Origin of the sequence: Pedobacter suwonensis (assembly GCF_007833675.1) — a bacterium.
Lineage (GTDB): Bacteria > Bacteroidota > Bacteroidia > Sphingobacteriales > Sphingobacteriaceae > Pedobacter > Pedobacter suwonensis.
Genome location: NZ_CP031708.1, coordinates 2,661,263 through 2,679,911, shown reverse-complemented (window position 1 = coordinate 2,679,911; position 18,649 = coordinate 2,661,263). Strand labels below are relative to the sequence as shown.

At 39.0% G+C, this 18,649-nt stretch carries 17 protein-coding genes; 5 read left to right on the top strand and 12 right to left on the bottom strand.

Annotated elements, in window-relative coordinates; translation table 11 throughout:
- The first annotated feature begins 279 nt into the window (after nucleotides 1-279).
- Nucleotides 280-1,470, top strand: a complete 1,191-nt coding sequence (gene porV / locus DV942_RS10845) for a type IX secretion system outer membrane channel protein PorV (RefSeq protein ID WP_145857463.1) — start codon at nucleotides 280-282, stop codon at nucleotides 1,468-1,470.
- 18 nt (nucleotides 1,471-1,488) lie between these two features.
- Nucleotides 1,489-1,965, top strand: coding sequence for a 2-C-methyl-D-erythritol 2,4-cyclodiphosphate synthase (gene ispF, locus DV942_RS10840; protein WP_145857461.1), 477 nt, complete (start codon nucleotides 1,489-1,491; stop codon nucleotides 1,963-1,965).
- Between the two features lie 87 nt (nucleotides 1,966-2,052).
- Here ispF and DV942_RS10835 read toward each other — a convergent pair whose 3' ends face one another.
- From DV942_RS10835 to DV942_RS10790, 10 genes are all read right to left on the bottom strand, one after another.
- Nucleotides 2,053-5,457, bottom strand: coding sequence for a glycosyltransferase (locus tag DV942_RS10835; protein WP_145857459.1), 3,405 nt, complete (start codon nucleotides 5,455-5,457; stop codon nucleotides 2,053-2,055).
- 282 nt (nucleotides 5,458-5,739) lie between these two features.
- Nucleotides 5,740-6,609 (bottom strand): pirin family protein, encoded by an 870-nt coding sequence (locus tag DV942_RS10830; protein WP_145857457.1) that lies wholly within the window; start codon nucleotides 6,607-6,609, stop codon nucleotides 5,740-5,742.
- Between the two features lie 67 nt (nucleotides 6,610-6,676).
- Entirely contained in the window at nucleotides 6,677-7,207 is a 531-nt protein-coding gene (locus DV942_RS10825; RefSeq protein ID WP_145857456.1) for a YceI family protein, read from the bottom strand.
- A gap of 189 nt (nucleotides 7,208-7,396) precedes the next feature.
- Nucleotides 7,397-7,984 (bottom strand): Crp/Fnr family transcriptional regulator, encoded by a 588-nt coding sequence (locus DV942_RS10820; RefSeq protein WP_090984360.1) that lies wholly within the window; start codon nucleotides 7,982-7,984, stop codon nucleotides 7,397-7,399.
- Between the two features lie 12 nt (nucleotides 7,985-7,996).
- Nucleotides 7,997-8,155 carry a FeoB-associated Cys-rich membrane protein gene (locus tag DV942_RS10815; protein ID WP_082458743.1) on the bottom strand — a complete coding sequence of 53 codons (159 nt, stop codon included), beginning with the start codon at nucleotides 8,153-8,155 and terminating at the stop codon, nucleotides 7,997-7,999.
- A gap of 244 nt (nucleotides 8,156-8,399) precedes the next feature.
- Nucleotides 8,400-9,584, bottom strand: a complete 1,185-nt coding sequence (locus tag DV942_RS10810; protein WP_145857454.1) for an ATP-grasp domain-containing protein — start codon at nucleotides 9,582-9,584, stop codon at nucleotides 8,400-8,402.
- 85 nt (nucleotides 9,585-9,669) lie between these two features.
- Complete coding sequence (locus DV942_RS10805) at nucleotides 9,670-10,524, bottom strand: type 1 glutamine amidotransferase (protein WP_145857451.1); 855 nt, start codon at nucleotides 10,522-10,524, stop codon at nucleotides 9,670-9,672.
- Nucleotides 10,525-10,531: 7 nt separating this feature from the next.
- Nucleotides 10,532-11,632 carry a carboxylate-amine ligase gene (locus DV942_RS10800; protein ID WP_145857449.1) on the bottom strand — a complete coding sequence of 367 codons (1,101 nt, stop codon included), beginning with the start codon at nucleotides 11,630-11,632 and terminating at the stop codon, nucleotides 10,532-10,534.
- A 28-nt stretch (nucleotides 11,633-11,660) separates the two neighbouring features.
- Nucleotides 11,661-12,740 carry an ATP-grasp domain-containing protein gene (locus DV942_RS10795; RefSeq protein WP_145857446.1) on the bottom strand — a complete coding sequence of 360 codons (1,080 nt, stop codon included), beginning with the start codon at nucleotides 12,738-12,740 and terminating at the stop codon, nucleotides 11,661-11,663.
- A gap of 99 nt (nucleotides 12,741-12,839) precedes the next feature.
- Nucleotides 12,840-13,547, bottom strand: a complete 708-nt coding sequence (locus DV942_RS10790) for an esterase family protein (RefSeq protein WP_145857444.1) — start codon at nucleotides 13,545-13,547, stop codon at nucleotides 12,840-12,842.
- A gap of 180 nt (nucleotides 13,548-13,727) precedes the next feature.
- On the opposite strand from DV942_RS10790, the gene DV942_RS10785 reads away from it, so the two are divergent.
- Nucleotides 13,728-14,540, top strand: a complete 813-nt coding sequence (locus DV942_RS10785; RefSeq protein ID WP_090984344.1) for an alpha/beta hydrolase — start codon at nucleotides 13,728-13,730, stop codon at nucleotides 14,538-14,540.
- Between the two features lie 174 nt (nucleotides 14,541-14,714).
- Here DV942_RS10785 and DV942_RS10780 read toward each other — a convergent pair whose 3' ends face one another.
- Nucleotides 14,715-15,392, bottom strand: coding sequence for a TIGR02117 family protein (locus DV942_RS10780; protein WP_145857442.1), 678 nt, complete (start codon nucleotides 15,390-15,392; stop codon nucleotides 14,715-14,717).
- Nucleotides 15,393-15,530: 138 nt separating this feature from the next.
- Here DV942_RS10780 and DV942_RS10775 point away from each other — a divergent pair, with 138 nt between their 5' ends.
- Complete coding sequence (locus DV942_RS10775) at nucleotides 15,531-15,983, top strand: VOC family protein (protein ID WP_145857439.1); 453 nt, start codon at nucleotides 15,531-15,533, stop codon at nucleotides 15,981-15,983.
- A gap of 84 nt (nucleotides 15,984-16,067) precedes the next feature.
- Here DV942_RS10775 and DV942_RS10770 read toward each other — a convergent pair whose 3' ends face one another.
- Nucleotides 16,068-16,415 carry a hypothetical protein gene (locus DV942_RS10770; RefSeq protein WP_145857438.1) on the bottom strand — a complete coding sequence of 116 codons (348 nt, stop codon included), beginning with the start codon at nucleotides 16,413-16,415 and terminating at the stop codon, nucleotides 16,068-16,070.
- A 279-nt stretch (nucleotides 16,416-16,694) separates the two neighbouring features.
- Between DV942_RS10770 and typA the strand changes: the two genes are divergently transcribed.
- Complete coding sequence (gene typA, locus DV942_RS10765) at nucleotides 16,695-18,500, top strand: translational GTPase TypA (RefSeq protein ID WP_134204246.1); 1,806 nt, start codon at nucleotides 16,695-16,697, stop codon at nucleotides 18,498-18,500.
- The last annotated feature ends 149 nt before the right edge of the window (nucleotides 18,501-18,649 follow it).

Sequence of the window (18,649 nt, the reverse complement as noted above, 5' to 3'; positions counted from 1 at the left end):
CTGAAATAGGCCATATTTAGTTTTTGACTTTTCAACTGTAAAGCTGGTTTGATGAGGATATTCTTTGAAACGACTGATAACTTGTCATTTTGCTAAGTGCTTATTGGTTTTATACTTACAGTTTAATGACTACCACCCATATGTAAAAATCGTATGTTTAATTAGTAAATAACCATAGAATTCGTATTTTGGTGAAATATAAGTTTTGGTTTTACGTTACTGATATATTCTCCAGTGATTATTCAATACCAAAATCTAAAATTACGTACCTTTAAAAGGATGAATTTCAAGTACATTAGTAAACTTGCTTTTTCTGCACTCTCAATGGCATTGGTGTTTGGTAAAACAAATGCTCAGGTAACCATAGGTAATACCCAAACAAACGGTGGTGAAGCAAACAACATTGTAACAGCAGTTCCATTTCTGCTCATTACTCCCGATGCCCGTGCTGGTGCAATGGGTAATGCCGGCGTAGCCGTAGCAGGTGATGTAAATTCATCCAGTATCAATGCTTCTAAACTTGCTTTTCTGGATAAACCCTACGGATTTGCTGTGTCTTACAGCCCATGGTTAAAAAGTTTGGTGCCAGATATTAATCTTGCTTATTTAAGCGGCTTTTACAAGCTTGACGATCGCAATACCATTGGTGCATCTTTAAGATATTTTTCGTTGGGGTCTATTCAGCTTACCGATATTAACCAACAGGATCTTGGGATCGCCAATCCCAACGAACTCGCTTTTGATGTTTCTTTCGCGCGTAATTTTGGTAAGGAGTTTTCGCTGGGAACTTCGTTAAGGTATATTTACTCGAATTTGGCTTCCGGTCAGTTTTCTTCTTCCGGACAGGTGCGCAGTGGGAATGCTATAGCAGTTGATGTTTCTGGCTTATATAAAACAGCCACCATATTATTTGGGAGGCAGGCCGTGCTTTCTGCCGGAGCCAATATATCCAATATCGGAACAAAGATGAGTTATTCAGATGGTGGAGAAAATTTCTTTTTACCTACTAATTTTAAAATTGGCGGCGCATCTACATTTACGGTAGATGATTTTAGTACGCTAACCTTTGCGCTTGATTTTAACAAATTACTGGTACCCACACAACCTATATACGATTCAAACAACAACATTGTAAGCGGAAAAGATCCAAACCGCTCGGTACCTGCCGGAATTTTTGGTTCATTTAGCGATGCACCAGGTGGTTTTAGTGAAGAATTAAAGGAAGTGGGGATTTCGACAGGTCTCGAATACTGGTATAATCAACAGTTTGCGGTTAGGGCAGGTTATAACTATCAGAGCCCGATGAAAGGTGACAGCCGGTATTTTACCTTAGGGCTGGGGTTAAAATACAATGTTTTTAATATCGATTTCTCTTATTTAATTGCAAATGCACAGACTAGTCCGCTTGCAAATACCCTACGTTTTGGTCTATTGTTTAACTTTGGCAAAGATAAAGCAAAAGATAAATAAGATTAAAGCAAAATAAACATGAAAATTAGAGTAGGTTTCGGATTTGATGTACATCAGTTAAAAGATCAACATCCCTTTGTTGTTGGTGGTGTTACCTTAGATCACCATAAGGGTGCTTTTGGACATTCGGATGCAGATGTTTTACTTCATGCCATTTGCGATGCGCTTTTAGGTGCTGCTAACCTTCGTGATATCGGTTTTCATTTTAAGAACACAGATGATAGATGGAAAGGCATCAGCAGTTTAATCCTGCTGAAAGAAACCGTAAAACTACTGGCTGAAAAAGGCTGGCGGATCGGAAATATCGATGCCATGCTTTGTTTAGAAGCACCAAAAATTAACCCCCATATTCCCGCTATGCAACAAAACATTGCTGATGCAACGGGAATTTCTACGGAAGATATCTCGATAAAAGCAACCACCAATGAGCAGATGGGCTTTGTTGGTAGGGAAGAGGGCGTTGTTTCTTATGCCGTTTGCTTAATTGAGAAGTAAAAAAATCTTTTCTGGTTATAACTGAAGAAGTCAAGTTTACAGCGCACCAGCTATTAAAACTTGACTTCTTTTTAGACCGGGATTTTGTTACGCTACCTGTTCCTTAACATTCCCTGTTCTTTTTATGGTTCCCCAGGTTTCCAACTCACCTTTAATCGCTTTTCTGAACGAACGGAATAATACCACATACATCAACTGTCTCCAGAAAAAACGCTGAGGGAAAATGTAAAGTAAATTGGTGTACTTTTCTTTCTCCATCTTAAAAGCAATTGCTGCAAAAATCATATCCACAAAGATGAAGATGATATAATAGAATAGTACCTGGCCAAAACCGTTATGAAGGCTTAAAATTCCTGAAAATCCGGTTAGTGTTAAATTATTAATAGCGCTTAATGAAAACAGACCGCTAATTAAAGAAATAAGCATAAAGAGATCGGCAAGTGGAGAAAACAATGGTAAAATGATTTGATAAATCAGGATATTTGGCATTCCTACCATCCCAAAATAACCGTATTTTTTGTTTAGCAATGTTTTTCTGTTTTTCCAGAAGCTTTGCATTACTCCGAAACTCCAACGGAAACGTTGTTTTAGCAGCATGTTTACCGTTTCCGGAGCTTCTGTATAGGCAATTGCTGCATCACAGTTTTTAACTTTATACCCGGCCTTTAAAATCCGCATGGTTAAATCACAATCCTCTGCAAGGGTATCAACAGTAAAACCACCAATTTCTAAAACCACCTTTTTTCTAAAGGCTCCTATCGCCCCCGGCACTACAGTAATCGTATTTAGCAAATCGAAAGCCCTTCTGTCCATGTTTTGGGCCGTGATGTACTCTATCGATTGCCATTTGGTAATGATGTTGTTGGCATTTCCAACTTTTACTGTTCCCGCTACAGCTGCTATTTTATCGCTATAGAAATAGCGCATCAGTTCAGTTACCGCATCATTTTTTAATTGGGTATCAGCATCAATACAAATTACAAATTCAGCAGTAGCTTTTGAAATGCCATAGTTTAATGCAGACGCTTTGCCACCATTCTCTTTACGGAAAACCTTCACCTGGGGATGGCTGCCAAAATGTTCTTTCACCATTTGAAAGGTTTTATCTTTTGATCCATCATCAACAAAAATCAATTCAAAATCAGGGTAGGTAGTTTTTAACAAACTATTGATGGTTTGAACTGCAGTTACTTCTTCATTGTAGGCCGGAATAATAATGCTTACTTTTTCTGAAGGATGCTGTACTAGTTTACCGGTATTGCGTTTTGCTCTTTTTCGCTGTCTGATTGCTAAATAGGCGATAAATAGGGCTCTTAAAATAGCTAGTACAATGGCAACAGAAAAAATAATATTTAAAATGATGTTGCCGTAATAGAAAAAATTGATGAAAAAGTAGTCTCCTGAACCTGAAAAACCACTGTTTGCAGTAGATTTTACGGCGGGCATAAGCTCTGATCTTTTTTTGCCCATCAAATCGCCAACGGTAGTAAAGGTGTAACCTTTGGCCTTAAAAAATTTGATGATCCGCGGTAAAGCTGCAACGGTAGCTTCGCGGTTTCCGCCAGCATCGTGCAGTAAAAGGATATTGCCGTTATTTTGCTGTTTTACCACCTCGTTAAAAATCTGATCGGCAGTTTTGCCAGGCTCCCAATCTTCCGGATCGATATATTCTCCAATGTTGATGTAGTTCTCTTTACGGCTCTGTGCAACCGGTAAAATTTCGGAAATGTTCTGTGGCTCGGCATCGGCATTAAATGGTGCACGGAACAAAATGGTGCTGTGTCCGGTAACGGCTTCAATTAGCCTGCGGGTTGCATTCAGCTCAAATTTCACCCTTTTAGGGCCGATGGCCGACATATCAGGATGGAAAAAGGTATGATTCCCAATTTCGTAGCCATCATTATACTCCTGCCTTAACAGCTCCATATTCTTTTCGGCCATCACGCCGACTACAAAGAAACAGCCAGGTACTTTTTCCCGTTTCAAAATATCCAGTACCTGCGGTGTATAAACAGGATCGGGGCCATCATCAAAAGTTAAAACAATTTTTTTATCGGCCTCTCCAAACCTTTTAATCACGTATTGCTCTGGAAGCCTGGTATATTTTTGATCGGCAATGGAGAAATCTTCTTTATTTAAAGTGAATTTTACGCTGCCTGGTTTAGGAGTAGAAATGAGGTCTAATATTTCACCATCGCCCAAATAGGAGATTCCCCCCATATTTAAAGAAGCAATTTTGCGTAAGTCGAATGGTTTTTGCTTTAACGTATCCAAACTTAAGTCGTTAGAAATAAACGACCACAAACGTTTATCTTCCGAACCTAAACGCCATAAAGCTACACCGGCAATATCCCAGTCATCAGCTTTGCGGATTAAATTAAAATAGGTAGCTGCATCGGTAAAATACACCTCGTGTTCAATTCCGCTTCCATCATTGTAAGTATAGTTTAAATTGGCAGAAGCGGGATCGTAGTTTATCTTGCTTTTATAAGTAACCGCTCTTGTCATTGCCTGCTCATAGGTAACCGGTTCTCCAATGCTATTTTTTGGCCAATCGTAACCGTAGCAAGCCAGTGCAAGGATTACTTTGTCAGCATCAACTTTATTGCAGATGTCATCAAGTTTTTCCTCTACCCATTCCTGGTGCGAAATATCACCGGCGTTACTTTGTTCGGTATGCTGATCATATGCCATTAACACAAGGTAATCGTTATACTTTTGAAGAATTTCAGGCTTATAATCATCATTTTCTGGTGAAATATCCTGAGATACGATCAGTTTTTCAGCGTGAAACTGTGTATAAAGATTCTTCATGAAGGCGTTAAAACTATCACTATTTTGAAGGTTGAGTTCCTCAAAATCTATATTGATTCCACTATAGCCGTATTTTTTGGTTATTGCGATGAGGTCGTAAATCAATTTTTGCTGTGCCGGCTGATCAGTTAACAATCTTCTTACCGCTGCACCATCCCAATGGTCTTTATTGTAATTTGAAACCACTGCAAGAGCCGATTTTTTACCGGCATGTATCACATTTAAAGCCGCAGTATCAACTTTGTTTACAATAGAATCGCCATTCAAAAAAAACGATTCTGTAGCAACCATATCCAGGTGGCTGATATTGCGTTTTAAATCCGATATAGATGATTCTTTACTTGCTGCCCAGCTGACATAAAAAGCCATGTTAATGCGCTTATTATTACCATGATGGGTTAAAATACGGCGTTCACGGTCTTTTTTGATTTTTTGCAACTTTGATTTTTCGATGGTAAAATCTTTATACCGTTGTGATTTTTTTAACCTCTCTAACTGTTTTTGTGTTAAAGGTGTATTCGTATTGATAAATGGCAAACTAGGTGCCTGTACTGAAGACAGTGTGTACACAACACAAATGATTGCGACAATGAAGACTACAAAAAACGTACGGCTTACCCAGGTAAATGCGTGCCAGCGTGTTTTAGTCTCAGTTTGAAATATTTGTTTTCCGGACATTTTTCTTTTCTGATTTATTAATCAAATGTCACTAACGAATATGAAGATTGGATGAATGATTGAAGGGAAGCGTTTTCAGATAAGATCGTTAGTTTTCCCTAAGATACTATTTTTATTAATGAGCTAAAAATGAATACTTAACACCGATTGGCAACCTAATAAAATTGCAGTGCTAACCAGGGATGATAATTCGATCGGCAGGAATTAGGTCAAAATATAAAAGCAAAAAGCCGGCATATTTATCAAAAAATGCCGGCTTAAAATATAAGTTATTTAAACTTCTTAATCCTCTAAATAACCAAATTTACCGTGATTGTAATCTTCGATGGCCTGATGAATCTCAGCCTCGGTATTCATTAAAAATGGACCATATTGTGCAATAGGCTCGTCTATGGGCGCTCCGCTCAATATTAAAATCACACTATTTTCCAGGGCTTCGATTTTAATCATTGTGCCTTTGTTGCCAAAGCGAACAAAATGATCTGCCGCAGCTGTTTCCGATCCATTTATTTTAATCGAACCTTCAATTACCATGAATCCGGTGTTGTAATGCTCGGGAAAATTAAAAGTTGCCTGGCCACCTTTATTTAAGCGGGCATTATAGAGTTCTATGGGGCTAAAAGTAGTTGCATTACCTTTTATACCTTCATAATTGCCCGCTATAATTTCAATTTTTCCTCCATCTCCGGGTACGTCAAAATGAGCCATGTCTGCCTGTTTAATGGCTTGATAACCAGGTTTTCCCATTTTATCTTTGGCGGGCAGGTTAACCCAGAGCTGAACCATTTGAAATGGGCCACCAGCTAAGCTGTAATTGGTTTCGTGGTATTCTTTATGTAAAACACCGCTTGCTGCAGTCATCCATTGTACATCACCAGGATAAATTACCCCGCTGTTTCCATAGCTATCATGATGTGCAACCGCACCATGATAGGCAATTGTTACGGTTTCGAAACCACGATGCGGATGAACGCCAACCCCCCGTGGGTCTTTCCTAGCCGAGAATTCGATCTTCGAGCCATAATCCATTAGGAAAAAAGGACTCATATTGATCTGATAACCGCTTGGAAAAAAATTGTGTACCCTAAATCCATCACCAACCATGTGTGGCGCAGGAGCTTTGAGTACTTTTTCTATTTGTTTTGTTTCCATGATTGGAACCTTTCAGTTATGCGTTTGGCGTTTTGCGGAATTACGCTAATCGCCAAGCGCCTATCGCTTATACACTTTTCACAAACTGTAATTCACCTAAAATGCGCACTTCTTCACTTACCATTACACCACCGGTTTCCAATGCAGCATTCCAGGTTAAACCAAAATCAGAGCGGTTAATTTTTCCACTTAAGGTAAAACCTGCTTTGGTATTGCCCCATGGGTCGGTAGCAATGCCACCAAATTCTGCAGTTAATTTTACGGGTTTGGTTTCGCCCTTAATAGTTAAATCGCCTTTAACGATATAATCGCTGCCATCTTTTTCTACGGAACTGGATTTAAATTCAACGTGGGCAAATTTTTCAGCGTCGAAAAAATCAGCACCTTTTAAATGGTTGTCGCGATCAGTGTTTCCGGTATCAAGCGAACCGATATCACCTTTGAAAGAAATCTCCGCATTTTCGAACTCATCACCTTCAGACAATAATTCTGCTGAGAAAGATTTTAAACTACCGGTTACAGTAGTAATCATTAAGTGTTTTACTTTAAATTGTAATTCGCTGTGGGTTGGATCTAATGTCCATTTTGTAGTTGCCATATCTTTTGTTTTTGAGGTTTTTAATATTAACAACACAAAAGTATAACATAGGTTTTTACTGCATATTGATGTATGGTAAGTAATTGGAAATGATTAAATGATAGGTGGATTGGAGATAATGTTGAAGGGTTAGCGGCCTAAATTTAATTAAAGCATTCACTCATTCACCATCCACTCGTTCAAAATTGTCTACGGTCTGAAATGTTTGTTCGCCAGTTCCTTCCTTACGCGACTTAAGGATTCGGGGGTAATGCCCAGATAAGATGCAATCATCCACTGTGGTACGCGGAGCGTAAGGTTGGGATAAAGTTTAATGAAATCGAGGTATCTTTCTTCAGCGGTTGCGCTAAGTAGCATATTAATGCGCTTCTGCATAAAGCGGATCGAATTATTCAGTAGTTTAATTTGCATGGGCTGCAAGCATGGTACTTGCCTGGCTGCTTCTTCCATGAAATTGTTGGGCATTAAAACGGCTTCAGTTGCTTCTATGGCATCGATGAAAAATATAGAGGGCTCGTTATTCATGTTATTGCGGTCTGATACCAGCCAGTTTTCGGGTGCGAACTGAAGGATGTGTTCTTTACCTTTCGCATCAATTGAATAGGCACGTAATAAACCTTTGCCTACAAAATATCCATGTTTAAAATTATCGCCTGTATATTGAACGATTTCGTTTTTCTCGAATTTTTTAATTTTTAAAACAGACGATATGCTTTCGAACTGTTCATCAGTTATTTCTATTTTTTCCTGTAAGTATTTTTGAAACTGACGAATCATAGAGGTGAGGTATTATTTTTTTACGGGCTTAATATCGGAAAAATCCACTCCACATTTGCAATTACCACCACATCCATCTTTTTTTACCTGCAAAGATTTAAAAACCAAACGGCCAACATATACTAATGCTACCGCAAAAAGTAAAAAGACTAAAATCGTTTGAATATCCATAATACAAATATAACGTCTTTGAGTAGTATGGCATTCAGATGAATGTAAATTATTGTCATGCCGCTACTAACCGCAAAGTACGCAGAGGTTTTCGCAAAGGGCGCTATTGTGTTTTTACCACAGAGGAAACGAAGCTTTCACAGAGAGCAAAGAGCGGTTTTGTGTGTCTACATGATTTATAGTAGCAATGCTAAGATATTCTCTTTGACACCTTTGTGCCTTTCTTTGCGGTTAAAACGCAGAATTATTCCATGAAACCGACAGTCCCCCCAACCCAATCGAAATCAGCGTTATAGCGCACACCAATCATTTTACCGCGGCTAAGACGGACAAGATTAATGCAAAGCTGGGGTTCACCACCATCCGGCCACAAATACATCATCCTGATTTCGGCTTTTACACCACCATCCGGCGATTGTACCGCAGGCTCATAATTTACTTTCCGCTGTAAAATCCAGTTTTCAGGATCCTTGATATTGGCAATGTCCGTTTCAGTTACATCAATAATAACGCCCATGCCGGCGAAAGAAAATAGGGGTTTAAGCACATAGTTTTCTAAATCGGCGGGTAGTTTTTCTATTTTGTTTAAAAAGCGTGTTTCGGGTACAAACTCACTTTTGAGGAAAGGCATGGTGAACTTACTGATCCGATAAAACCAATTGGAATGCGTTACCCATTCCACTTCGAGTTCCTCACGCGGATCGAAGCTGTTTTTAAAGATTTCGGCGTTATTGGCTACTTCATTAAAGATCAGGCGGTTATAAATTCTTTTTAACTGGATCTTTTTACCATCTTCTTCGTAAAAGAGCCCCTTGCCTTCTTTTTTAATTTCTTCCAATGCCAAAATTTTAATGCCAAGCATTTTTTGGGTTACAAAAAAATCAATGGCTGTCTTCTGGTTTGGGGCATCAACATCCATTAGCGCCACTTCTTCGGGTTTGTGCTGGCCAATAATAACTTCTTTGAGTAAGGCGATGTATTTATCTTCAGTAAAACCGTTTAAGAAATGGTTCACGGAATCATCAATGTCAAAACTACTTTTAAAAGTTTTTGCCAGGTGATGTTGAAAGCCATACAGGGAAGGAAATCCTTGCATTTCGATCAACATTGGCGTAAGTTCCCCAGCCTGATTTTTGCATATGCCGAAATCAAAAGTTAAAAAATGTGGCTGCTCATTTTCATTAGGTACGTTCCATTCGGATGGGATTGCCTTTTGCGTAAGTGCTTTAAAGTTAGGTTGCTTAATCAGTTTTATGATTTCTTCACCAGCCGCAATTAACTTTTCTTTTAAAGATTTTGGAACAAAAATAGGCGTTTCTGCCACCCGAAACGGAATTTCCGGATAACTGCTTTGCAGTTGTGTGAGGAAATTTTGGTATTTCTTATTAGTGAATTGTTGATTGTATTTTTGGCGTTGAGCAGGTATCATAGGTTTTTATTTACACGTATTTCATAGATTTCTCCATTTCAATCGAAATGACGGATACATGCGAAAGATTGCTTCACGCATTCGCTCAATCCATCTCTTCAGTTCGCAATGAAGGCTGTTTTTGCAAATTCCCAATTGCTTTTTTTAAGAAATTAGGTAAGATAATACTTTGCGTTAATACAATCCTCGCCGGATCATCCAGACTGTTCAGCATATCCAGATACTTTTGTTCGCCGTGCATATCAACAATGGCTTTTTTCTTTTCTTCTTGTAGCAGGTACATTTTCATGCCCACCGGATCAGCCTCTGGGTGAAATTGCGTACCAATGATTTCATCAGAAAAGCGGATCGACATCATGCAGCGCTCCAAGTCGACATGTTTACGTTCTTTTTCAATGGCCAGCAATTTTGCGCCTTTTTTTTCAAAAGCGGCAAGATTTGGCTCTATAACCTGCCAGTTTCTGCTGTCTACCGAAAAAAAGGGGTTTGTAATGCCGTTAAAAACTTCGTCTCTTTCTCCATCTTCAGTTAAGGTTACCGGGAAAATACCAAAAGCATTCGAGCGCCTTTCGGTTACGTTGCCCAGGTTATATTTTCTACAAGCTAATTGAAAGGAGTGGCAGATCAAAAAAGCAAATTTCTTTTTTTCTTCATGGGCCTGGTTAAATGCCTCAATCTGGTCGAGCAGATTAAAAAAAACATTTTCCCATTTTTCACCCTTGCTTTCGGTTGGACTGCCCGGGCCACCGCTTGAAATATAAGCATCATAATCTATGCCTGGTATCTCTCCTTTTTGCCTTAAATCAAAAATATCGAAACTTAAATCAATATCGTTATCCTTTTTAAAACGGGATAAGATTTCCTGAATTCCCCGAATACCCTGGTTGGGTGCACCGTTATTCATGTCAATAACGGCTACTCTTAAGCTTCTTTTATCCATCCTAAAATTACTTTGCGCCTATAAGTGTTTGATTAGTAATGTAATCTACCACCGCCTCAAAGCTACCGGTTTGCTGGTAAACGGCCAACTGCCGGTCTGCACCAGTACCGTGTTCCAATATTTTATGCACGTAATTAATATCATCGCGGCAGCCCAAATCATCTACTACATCATCCACAAAATCCAATAATTCCAAAACAAGGTTACGGCAGTTTACTTCCATTTCTTTTCCAAAATCGATCAGGTTTCCATCAATCCCGTAGCGGGCAGCCCGCCATTTGTTTTCGTTAATCAATGCTCTTGAATAACTGATAAACTCCATGTTCTGTAAACGCAGTTTGTACAGTTTGGCACATAAGGATTGAAATAAGGCTGTAAGCGCCATCGTTTCATCTACTAACATCGGGCAATCGCAAATACGGAATTCAACGGTATCAAAGAAAGGATGCACGCGGATATCCCACCATATTTTTTTGGCGTTATCCATGCAATTGGTTTTGATGAGCAGTTTTACATAATTGTCATAATCTTCAATGCTGTTAAAAATATCAGGAATTCCGGTACGCGGAAATTTGTCGAAAATTTTAGTGCGGAAAGATTTATAGCCAGTATTGCGCGATTCCCAAAACGGAGAATTGGTTGACAAAGCAAAAACGTGCGGTAAGAAATATCTCACCTGGTTGGCAATGTGGATAGCCAGTTCGCGCGATTGGAAACCTACGTGTACGTGCAGACCAAAAATAAGATTAGAACGTGCAGCCTCCTGTAGTTCGTTTACAATTTCACTGTAACGTGGATGTTCGGTAATCAGCTGCTTTTCCCAGTGAGAAAAAGGGTGTGTTCCCGCGGCTCCAATCCGCAGGCCTTGCTCTCCGGCTAGTTGAGAAACGGTATAACGCAATTGAGCAATTTCCTTGCGCGCTTCGGTAGTGGTACGGCAAATACCTGTTCCCACCTCTACCACAGCCTGGTGCATTTCTGCCTTAACCTGGTCTTTGTGTATTTTTTGTGCGGCTTCAACAATTTTTTGTTCGTGAGAAGTAAGTTCTCTGGTAACGGGATCAATTACCATGTATTCTTCTTCTATGCCCAGCGTAAACTCGTTCATCCTTTATTAATTATAAATTAAATCCCCTTTATTTTTTTACTGCAGCTTTTTTAGGTTTTGCAGTTGTTTTTTCTGTTGCTGCCGCTTTAGCCTTTTCGGTAGGCGTAGTTTTTTTTGCCGCGGTTGTTTTAGTGATCTTTGATCCAGCTTTAGCGATTAGAGGTTTGCCTCCAACTGACGATTTAATGTATTCGCCCCAGGTTAAATTATCTTGTCCGTCTTTTTGTGCTTTGGCTCGTTCTATCGCATAGTTTGCTGTGGTTTCTACTACCCAATCAAAATTTTCCTGACCAACACTTTTAATGTCGGCATCTGGAGCCGGGTTACAGAAGTCGATAGCAATAGGCACTCCATTACGCACCGCGAACTCTACCGTATTGAAATCGTATCCTAAATAGCTACATAGTTTTAAAGTATATTCTTCAACCGTTTTAAGCAATTTCGGATCTGGCGATTTACCCTCGGTTGCATACCGTAAATGATGTGGGTTACGTGGGTCGTACTGCATAATGCGAACATGTTTGCCACCTATACAATAACACCTGAAATATTCTTCGAAAATGATCTCTTCCTGCAAAAGCATCACTAATTGCTGGGTGCCGCTGTGTTTGTCAAAAAAATCTTCTTTATCATGAAGTTTATAAACATCTCTCCAGCCACCGCCATCGTAAGGTTTCATATAAGCGGGAAAACCCACATACTCAAAAATCGCATCCCAGTTTAAGGGCATTTCCAGGTTAGAAAATGATTCGGACGTTGTTCCCGTTGGATGTTCTCTGGAAGGGATCAAGGCCGTTTTAGGTACTGGAACACCAATTTGTTCGGCCAGGGCATTATTAAAAAACTTCTCGTCGGCACTCCACCAAAACGGATTGTTGATTACGGCAGTTCCTGTAATGGCAGCATTTTTTAATGAAGCGCGGTAGAATGGTACATCCTGCGAAATGCGATCTATAATTACTGAATAACCCAGTGGTACATTCTGAAATATCTTATCGATTTTAACCGCTTCGGCAGTAATGCCCTCCTCTGCTTTTTGATTAATTCTTTCGATTACGGCTTCAGGAAAAGAGCGTTCCTGTCCAAATAAAATCCCTATTTTCTTCATTGGTAAATATTGTTTATTGTGTAACTGGTTAATCGGCTAATTGTTTGATGCTTGTAACTAAATCGACTACAGACTCAAGACTCCAGACTAAGGACTAATCTATAGCTGTGCAATATAATCCGGAAACATTTCTCTCCAGATTGGCCAGTCGTGATCTGCGTTTTGTCTGATATCCAGCCAGTGGTTGATGCCCTTTTTATTTAGGATGTTGGATAAACGCTCATTATCTGCCCTGCACATATCGCGGTCGGTTGTACCTAAAACAATTTTCATGTAATGTAGCTCAGGATTACTGTTGTTCAATATGAAATCAATCGGGTTATTAAAATAAACATCATCATTGTAAAAACCGTCTAGCTGGCCCGTTATATCGAAAGCGCCACTCATGCTAAACATATGGCTAACCAGCCAAGGGTGCCTGAAAGCGAAATTTGCAGCGTGATAACCACCAAAGCTGCAGCCAGCGGTAATTATTTTACTATGGCCGGTTTCGTGCCTGGCCAGCGGGGCTACTTCTTCCAATAAATATTTATCATACCAAATGTGGTTTTTAACCCTGTCGGCAGGATGAATACTTTTGTTGTACCAGCTCAGTTTGTCGATGCTATCCGGACAATAAATTTTAATTTTTCCTTCATTGATAAATCCCGCTATAGAATCGATCAATTTGAAATCCTTATTTTCAAAATATCGACCCATACTTGTTGGGAACAGTAGGATAGGGATGCCACCGTGACCAAAGATGAGCATGTCGATTTCGCCACTTAAATTCGGGCTGTACCATTTCTTATGTTCTTCTTTAACCATAATACAAATTGAATGTTTAAGGTATAAATTAAAATCTACAATAAGAATAGCGTCAATGTTAAAAATGAATGAAACTAGTGGTGATTGTAAAAAATATCCTATGATAATTAATAGTTTATAGAGATTTGTACCTTTGCAGCCTAATGCTGAGGCGATAGCCATGTGATAGGGATCTTGATTATGAAGTACACCACCATTTTATCGGTAAAAGTTAATACCACCAACTTTAAAATATCTTCAAATTATTTAAAACGTGAGGTAGAGATAGATATTTATACGCCCGAAGGTATTTTGGGTAATGAAAAAATAGAACTTCTTCTGTTAAACGACGGACAAGATGTGGCCAAGATGAATTTTAGTCAGATTTTGGAAGATGCGCATCATGCTAAAAGAAACCATAGGCTAATTGTGGTAGCCATTAAGGCATCAGACGATCGTTTAATGGAATATGGGGTTGCTGGTGTGCCCGATTTTAAAGGGCGTGGCGCAAAAGCAAACCTCTATGCCGATTTTGTAGTCAAAGAACTTTTGCCTTTTGTTAAAAAGAAAATTGCGATGCCGGTTACCGGTAAGGTGGGTTTCGCCGGATTTTCTCTGGGAGGCCTCTCTGCTTTTGATATTGCCTGGAATAATCCTGCTTCGTTTGATGTTGCCGGTGTTTTTTCAGGTGCATTTTGGTGGAGAAAAAAGGATTTAAATGATGGCTATACGGATGCTGACCGCATTATGCATCAGCAGTTGGAAAACACTTCCAGCAAGCCGGATATGAAATTCTGGTTGATGACCGGAACGGAAGACGAAGTTGCTGATCGGAATAAAAACTTAATTATTGATTCTATAGATGATACCATTGATGTGGTTAAAATTCTATTAAATAAGGGTTACAAAAGGCCTGATCATATTTTTTACTACGAGAAAGTTGGCGGCAAACATAATATACCTACCTGGGAAAGTGTGATGCCTGCTTTTCTAAACTGGGCATTTGAGGTTTAGTTAAGCCTTAGTCAAATCCCAGGATTTCGTCCTTTCTAGCGGACCCGATGACTCTATCAGGTGCAACGAAATCGAGAACCAAGTAATTGCTCAGCGAAGCTAGATCTAGCTTTAGATAGATCTCTCCATTCCACTACGTTTCAGTCGAGATGACGCTTGTTATAAAAAAAGTATTTATTTATACTTCAAAAAAATACCTGTATCAAATATCGTCCACAAACAGCTTCGTTGTCCACAGCTTTTTAAAGCAGCATTAGCCCAGGTATTACAGGTTTTAAAAATACTATAACTTCCTTTGGCTTCATAAAAAGCATCGCCAATATCATAATGAACGTTTGATTGGACAGCAATTAAATGCCCTGAATCATCTTTTTTAAAGCTATTTAAAATATAGCAGACCAGCTGCTGGTATTGTGTTTTGCTGATCATGATTTTTATACAGTTCTCATCTTCCCTTATATTTTTATAATAGGTAGTGTGCATGGCCGAGGTGCTTAAGCCAGAAATTGCCCGTAGAGCGTTACTTAGTTTTAGGTCTGAAAATTCCGGAGTTTCCAGGTAAAACTTTTTATCGCCCCAGCCCATGGCCAGATAATGATAACTGCTGTCGGCCTCTAAAGTGTTATGGTAAGGGATTTCTTTCGTCCAGTTAATTTCTGAGCTAACGGCTGGAACAATAATATCGGTATGCACACCATTTGTCATCATGTATATGTCTACTTCCTTCGCATTTACAGGATTGGCATTTATTGTAATACGCGAGCAGCAAAATGCAGTGGTGAAGTAAATCGCAATTAGTGCACTAAAAACGATTAAAAATCTGCCTGTATACCTTAAAATTCTTTTGTTCATCCCAGCTTTATTGTTTCCATTAACATCAACTGCATTTAAGTAACGAATTTAAAGAATAACTATGTTAATCGATTTTATTGATGTTAATATCGAAAAACATGATTTTTTGCTCGTACAAGTTATCGCTATCTTGACAGCATGATAAAAGGATTGTTTGAAACGCATATCTATGTTGAAGATCTGGAAAGATCAATTGATTTTTACAGCAATGTTTTAGGTTTAACGCAATGCCATTATGAAGCCGACCGCAGAATTGCGTTTTTCTGGATTGGCAAGCCGCAGGAAGCCATGCTGGGGATTTGGGAAAAGCCAAAAAAAGAAATTGATGTAAGGCACTTTGCATTTCGCTGTGAGGTGGATGATGTATTGAATAAATCAGTTCAGTTTTTGGAATCTAAAAACCTTCAGCCTTATAATTTTCTTAAGAGTGCCAATCATGATCCTATGGTTTTTGCCTGGATGCCTGCTGTGGCTATTTATTTTAATGATCCTGATGGACATGTACTGGAGTTTATTGCCATTTTGGATGGAGAAGCCAGACCAGAACTGGGTGTAATAACTTATCCGGATTGGTTAAAGCTAAACTTATAAATCGAAATGATGGCTGTTATTTTAACCCATTAATTGTTCAAATTAACAGGTCTAATTGTTACGGATTATTAATAGTTTAGGTTATTAATTAATTTCTTTGTCTTCAATTATAATGCCGCCGCCTTCGCAATGAATCAACACGGTACATTCATCCTGTCTATCTTTTACCAGAACTTTGGTGTTGATTTTGCAAAGTTTTTCTGCCAATTCATCCTGAATTTCAGACCACTCCTGGCTAAGGGTTTCCAATTCCTTTTCTTTGCGTTCCCTTTCTATACAGGCAATAAGGTGTTCGTCGGCCTGTGGACCGGTAATGTATTCTTCCTTTGATAAATCCGGTACTTCAGCCGCATCCATAGCCCTTTTTGCTGCTTCTACTTCAAGCGACTTTTCTTCATATTGATCAAATAATTCCTGTATTGATTTTTCCATTTACATAATACCTTCAAATTAGTCATTTGTTTTATTCATTTGAATTTGAACGATTTTTTTAAACAAGCTTTGGTTTTTAAACCTGATGGAAACGGTTGCCCGGAATTTTTGATGAAGGCTAATTGTACAACAGGATCGATTAAACCGAAAAGCTGCCGAAATTGCTTTTCTAATTAAAAATGAGACTATTGCAGCGTTATCAATGCATTAAATAGTAGGCGTTATAGTGAAAAATCCATTTCTAAACACTATCTTTGCGCCAAATTTGAGGCGCATTTTATGCAAAAGATTAGAAACATAGCTATTATAGCACACGTTGACCACGGTAAAACCACGTTGGTTGATAAGATTTTACACTCTTGTTCTATTTTTCGTGACAACGAACAAACAGGAGAGTTGATATTGGATAACAACGATTTAGAGCGTGAGCGTGGTATCACAATCGTGTCTAAAAACGTTTCTGTTAAATATAAAGATGTAAAAATTAACATTATCGATACACCTGGTCACGCGGATTTTGGCGGTGAAGTAGAGCGTGTTTTGAAAATGGCCGATGGTGTACTTTTACTTTGCGATGCTTTTGAAGGTGCAATGCCTCAAACCCGTTTCGTAACACAAAAAGCTTTGGCATTAGGTTTAAAGCCGATTGTGGTGGTAAACAAAGTAGATAAAGAAAACTGCCGCCCTGAAGAGGTTTACGAGCAGATTTTCGAATTGTTTTTTAACCTTGAAGCTACTGAAGAGCAATTGGATTTCCCGGTTATTTACGGTTCATCTAAACAAGGGTGGATGAGTACTGACTGGCAGAAACCAACAACTGATATTTTTGCCTTGTTGGATGCTGTGGTAGAAAATATTCCTGCTGCACCAATAAACGAAGGTACATTACAAATGCAGATCACCTCGTTGGATTATTCGTCTTTCGTAGGTCGTATTGCAATTGGCCGTGTTCACCGCGGTACCATTAAAGAAAACCAACCGGTTACTTTAATCAAACGCGATGGCAAAATCGTTAAATCAAGAGTAAAAGAACTTTATACATTCGAAGGTTTAGGTAAGGTAAGGGCGACAGAAGTAAGCTCTGGCGATATCTGTGCGGTTGTAGGTATTGACGGTTTTGAAATTGGTGATACTATTGCTGATTTTGAAGCACCAGAACAATTACCGGTAATCAGTATCGATGAGCCGACAATGAACATGTTATTTACCATTAATAACTCACCATTCTTCGGTAAAGAAGGTAAACTGGTAACTTCTCAAAGGATTAAAGACCGTTTGATCAAAGAAATGGAGAAGAACCTGGCATTAAAAGTTGTTGAAACTCAAGGTGCAGATTCGTGGTTGGTATATGGCCGTGGTATCCTTCACTTATCGGTATTAATTGAAACGATGCGTCGTGAAGGTTATGAATTGCAGGTAGGGCAGCCACAGGTTATTGTTAAAGAAATCGATGGTAAAAAACATGAGCCAATCGAAACCCTGATTGTAGATGTACCTGCTGAAGTTTCTGGTAAAGTAATTGAATTGGTAACTCAACGTAAAGGTGAGTTATTGATTATGGAACCAAAAGGCGATCTACAACACTTGGAATTCGAAATTCCATCTCGCGGTATCATCGGTTTACGTAACAACGTTTTAACTGCAACAGCTGGTGAGGCAATTATGGCACACCGTTTCAAATCTTACGAACCTTGGAAAGGGACGATTCCTGGCCGTTTGAATGGTGTATTAATTTCGATGGATAAAGGTACCACTACTGCTTATTCTATCGATAAATTACAGGATAGAGGTCGTTTCTTTGTTGATCCGGGAGTTGATATTTACGAAGGACAAATTTTGGGAGAGCATATCCGTGATAATGATTTAGTAATCAATATCGTGAAAGGTAAAGCTTTAACCAACATGCGTGCATCTGGTACGGATGATAACACCCGTATCGCACCGGCAATTAAATTTTCGCTGGAAGAGGCTATGGAATACATCCAGGCTGACGAGTACATCGAAGTTACCCCGGTAAGCATGCGTTTACGTAAAATCTTCTTAACTGAGCAAGAACGTAAAGTTAAAGGAAAGCAATTCGCTTAATCCTACATTCCCAAGCGGGAATAAAATATAGATCAAAAGAGGCTGTCTCAAAATACACGAGACAGCTTTTTTTTGTGTTTAAATAATTCTGTGTGTTATTTGTTCATTGCTGGCTAGAAATGTTTATTGAGCTATCAATTTGTTAAAAA

Bases quoted from the DNA above. Each gene is read 5' to 3' on its own strand.
- porV (WP_145857463.1), top strand. From the start codon at position 280: ATGAATTTCAAGTACATTAGTAAACTTGCTTTTTCTGCACTCTCAATG.
- ispF (WP_145857461.1), top strand. From the start codon at position 1,489: ATGAAAATTAGAGTAGGTTTCGGATTTGATGTACATCAGTTAAAAGAT.
- DV942_RS10835 (WP_145857459.1), bottom strand. From the start codon at position 5,457: ATGTCCGGAAAACAAATATTTCAAACTGAGACTAAAACACGCTGGCAC.
- DV942_RS10830 (WP_145857457.1), bottom strand. From the start codon at position 6,609: ATGGAAACAAAACAAATAGAAAAAGTACTCAAAGCTCCTGCGCCACAC.
- DV942_RS10825 (WP_145857456.1), bottom strand. From the start codon at position 7,207: ATGGCAACTACAAAATGGACATTAGATCCAACCCACAGCGAATTACAA.
- DV942_RS10820 (WP_090984360.1), bottom strand. From the start codon at position 7,984: ATGATTCGTCAGTTTCAAAAATACTTACAGGAAAAAATAGAAATAACT.
- DV942_RS10815 (WP_082458743.1), bottom strand. From the start codon at position 8,155: ATGGATATTCAAACGATTTTAGTCTTTTTACTTTTTGCGGTAGCATTA.
- DV942_RS10810 (WP_145857454.1), bottom strand. From the start codon at position 9,584: ATGATACCTGCTCAACGCCAAAAATACAATCAACAATTCACTAATAAG.
- DV942_RS10805 (WP_145857451.1), bottom strand. From the start codon at position 10,524: ATGGATAAAAGAAGCTTAAGAGTAGCCGTTATTGACATGAATAACGGT.
- DV942_RS10800 (WP_145857449.1), bottom strand. From the start codon at position 11,632: ATGAACGAGTTTACGCTGGGCATAGAAGAAGAATACATGGTAATTGAT.
- DV942_RS10795 (WP_145857446.1), bottom strand. From the start codon at position 12,740: ATGAAGAAAATAGGGATTTTATTTGGACAGGAACGCTCTTTTCCTGAA.
- DV942_RS10790 (WP_145857444.1), bottom strand. From the start codon at position 13,547: ATGGTTAAAGAAGAACATAAGAAATGGTACAGCCCGAATTTAAGTGGC.
- DV942_RS10785 (WP_090984344.1), top strand. From the start codon at position 13,728: ATGAAGTACACCACCATTTTATCGGTAAAAGTTAATACCACCAACTTT.
- DV942_RS10780 (WP_145857442.1), bottom strand. From the start codon at position 15,392: ATGAACAAAAGAATTTTAAGGTATACAGGCAGATTTTTAATCGTTTTT.
- DV942_RS10775 (WP_145857439.1), top strand. From the start codon at position 15,531: ATGATAAAAGGATTGTTTGAAACGCATATCTATGTTGAAGATCTGGAA.
- DV942_RS10770 (WP_145857438.1), bottom strand. From the start codon at position 16,415: ATGGAAAAATCAATACAGGAATTATTTGATCAATATGAAGAAAAGTCG.
- typA (WP_134204246.1), top strand. From the start codon at position 16,695: ATGCAAAAGATTAGAAACATAGCTATTATAGCACACGTTGACCACGGT.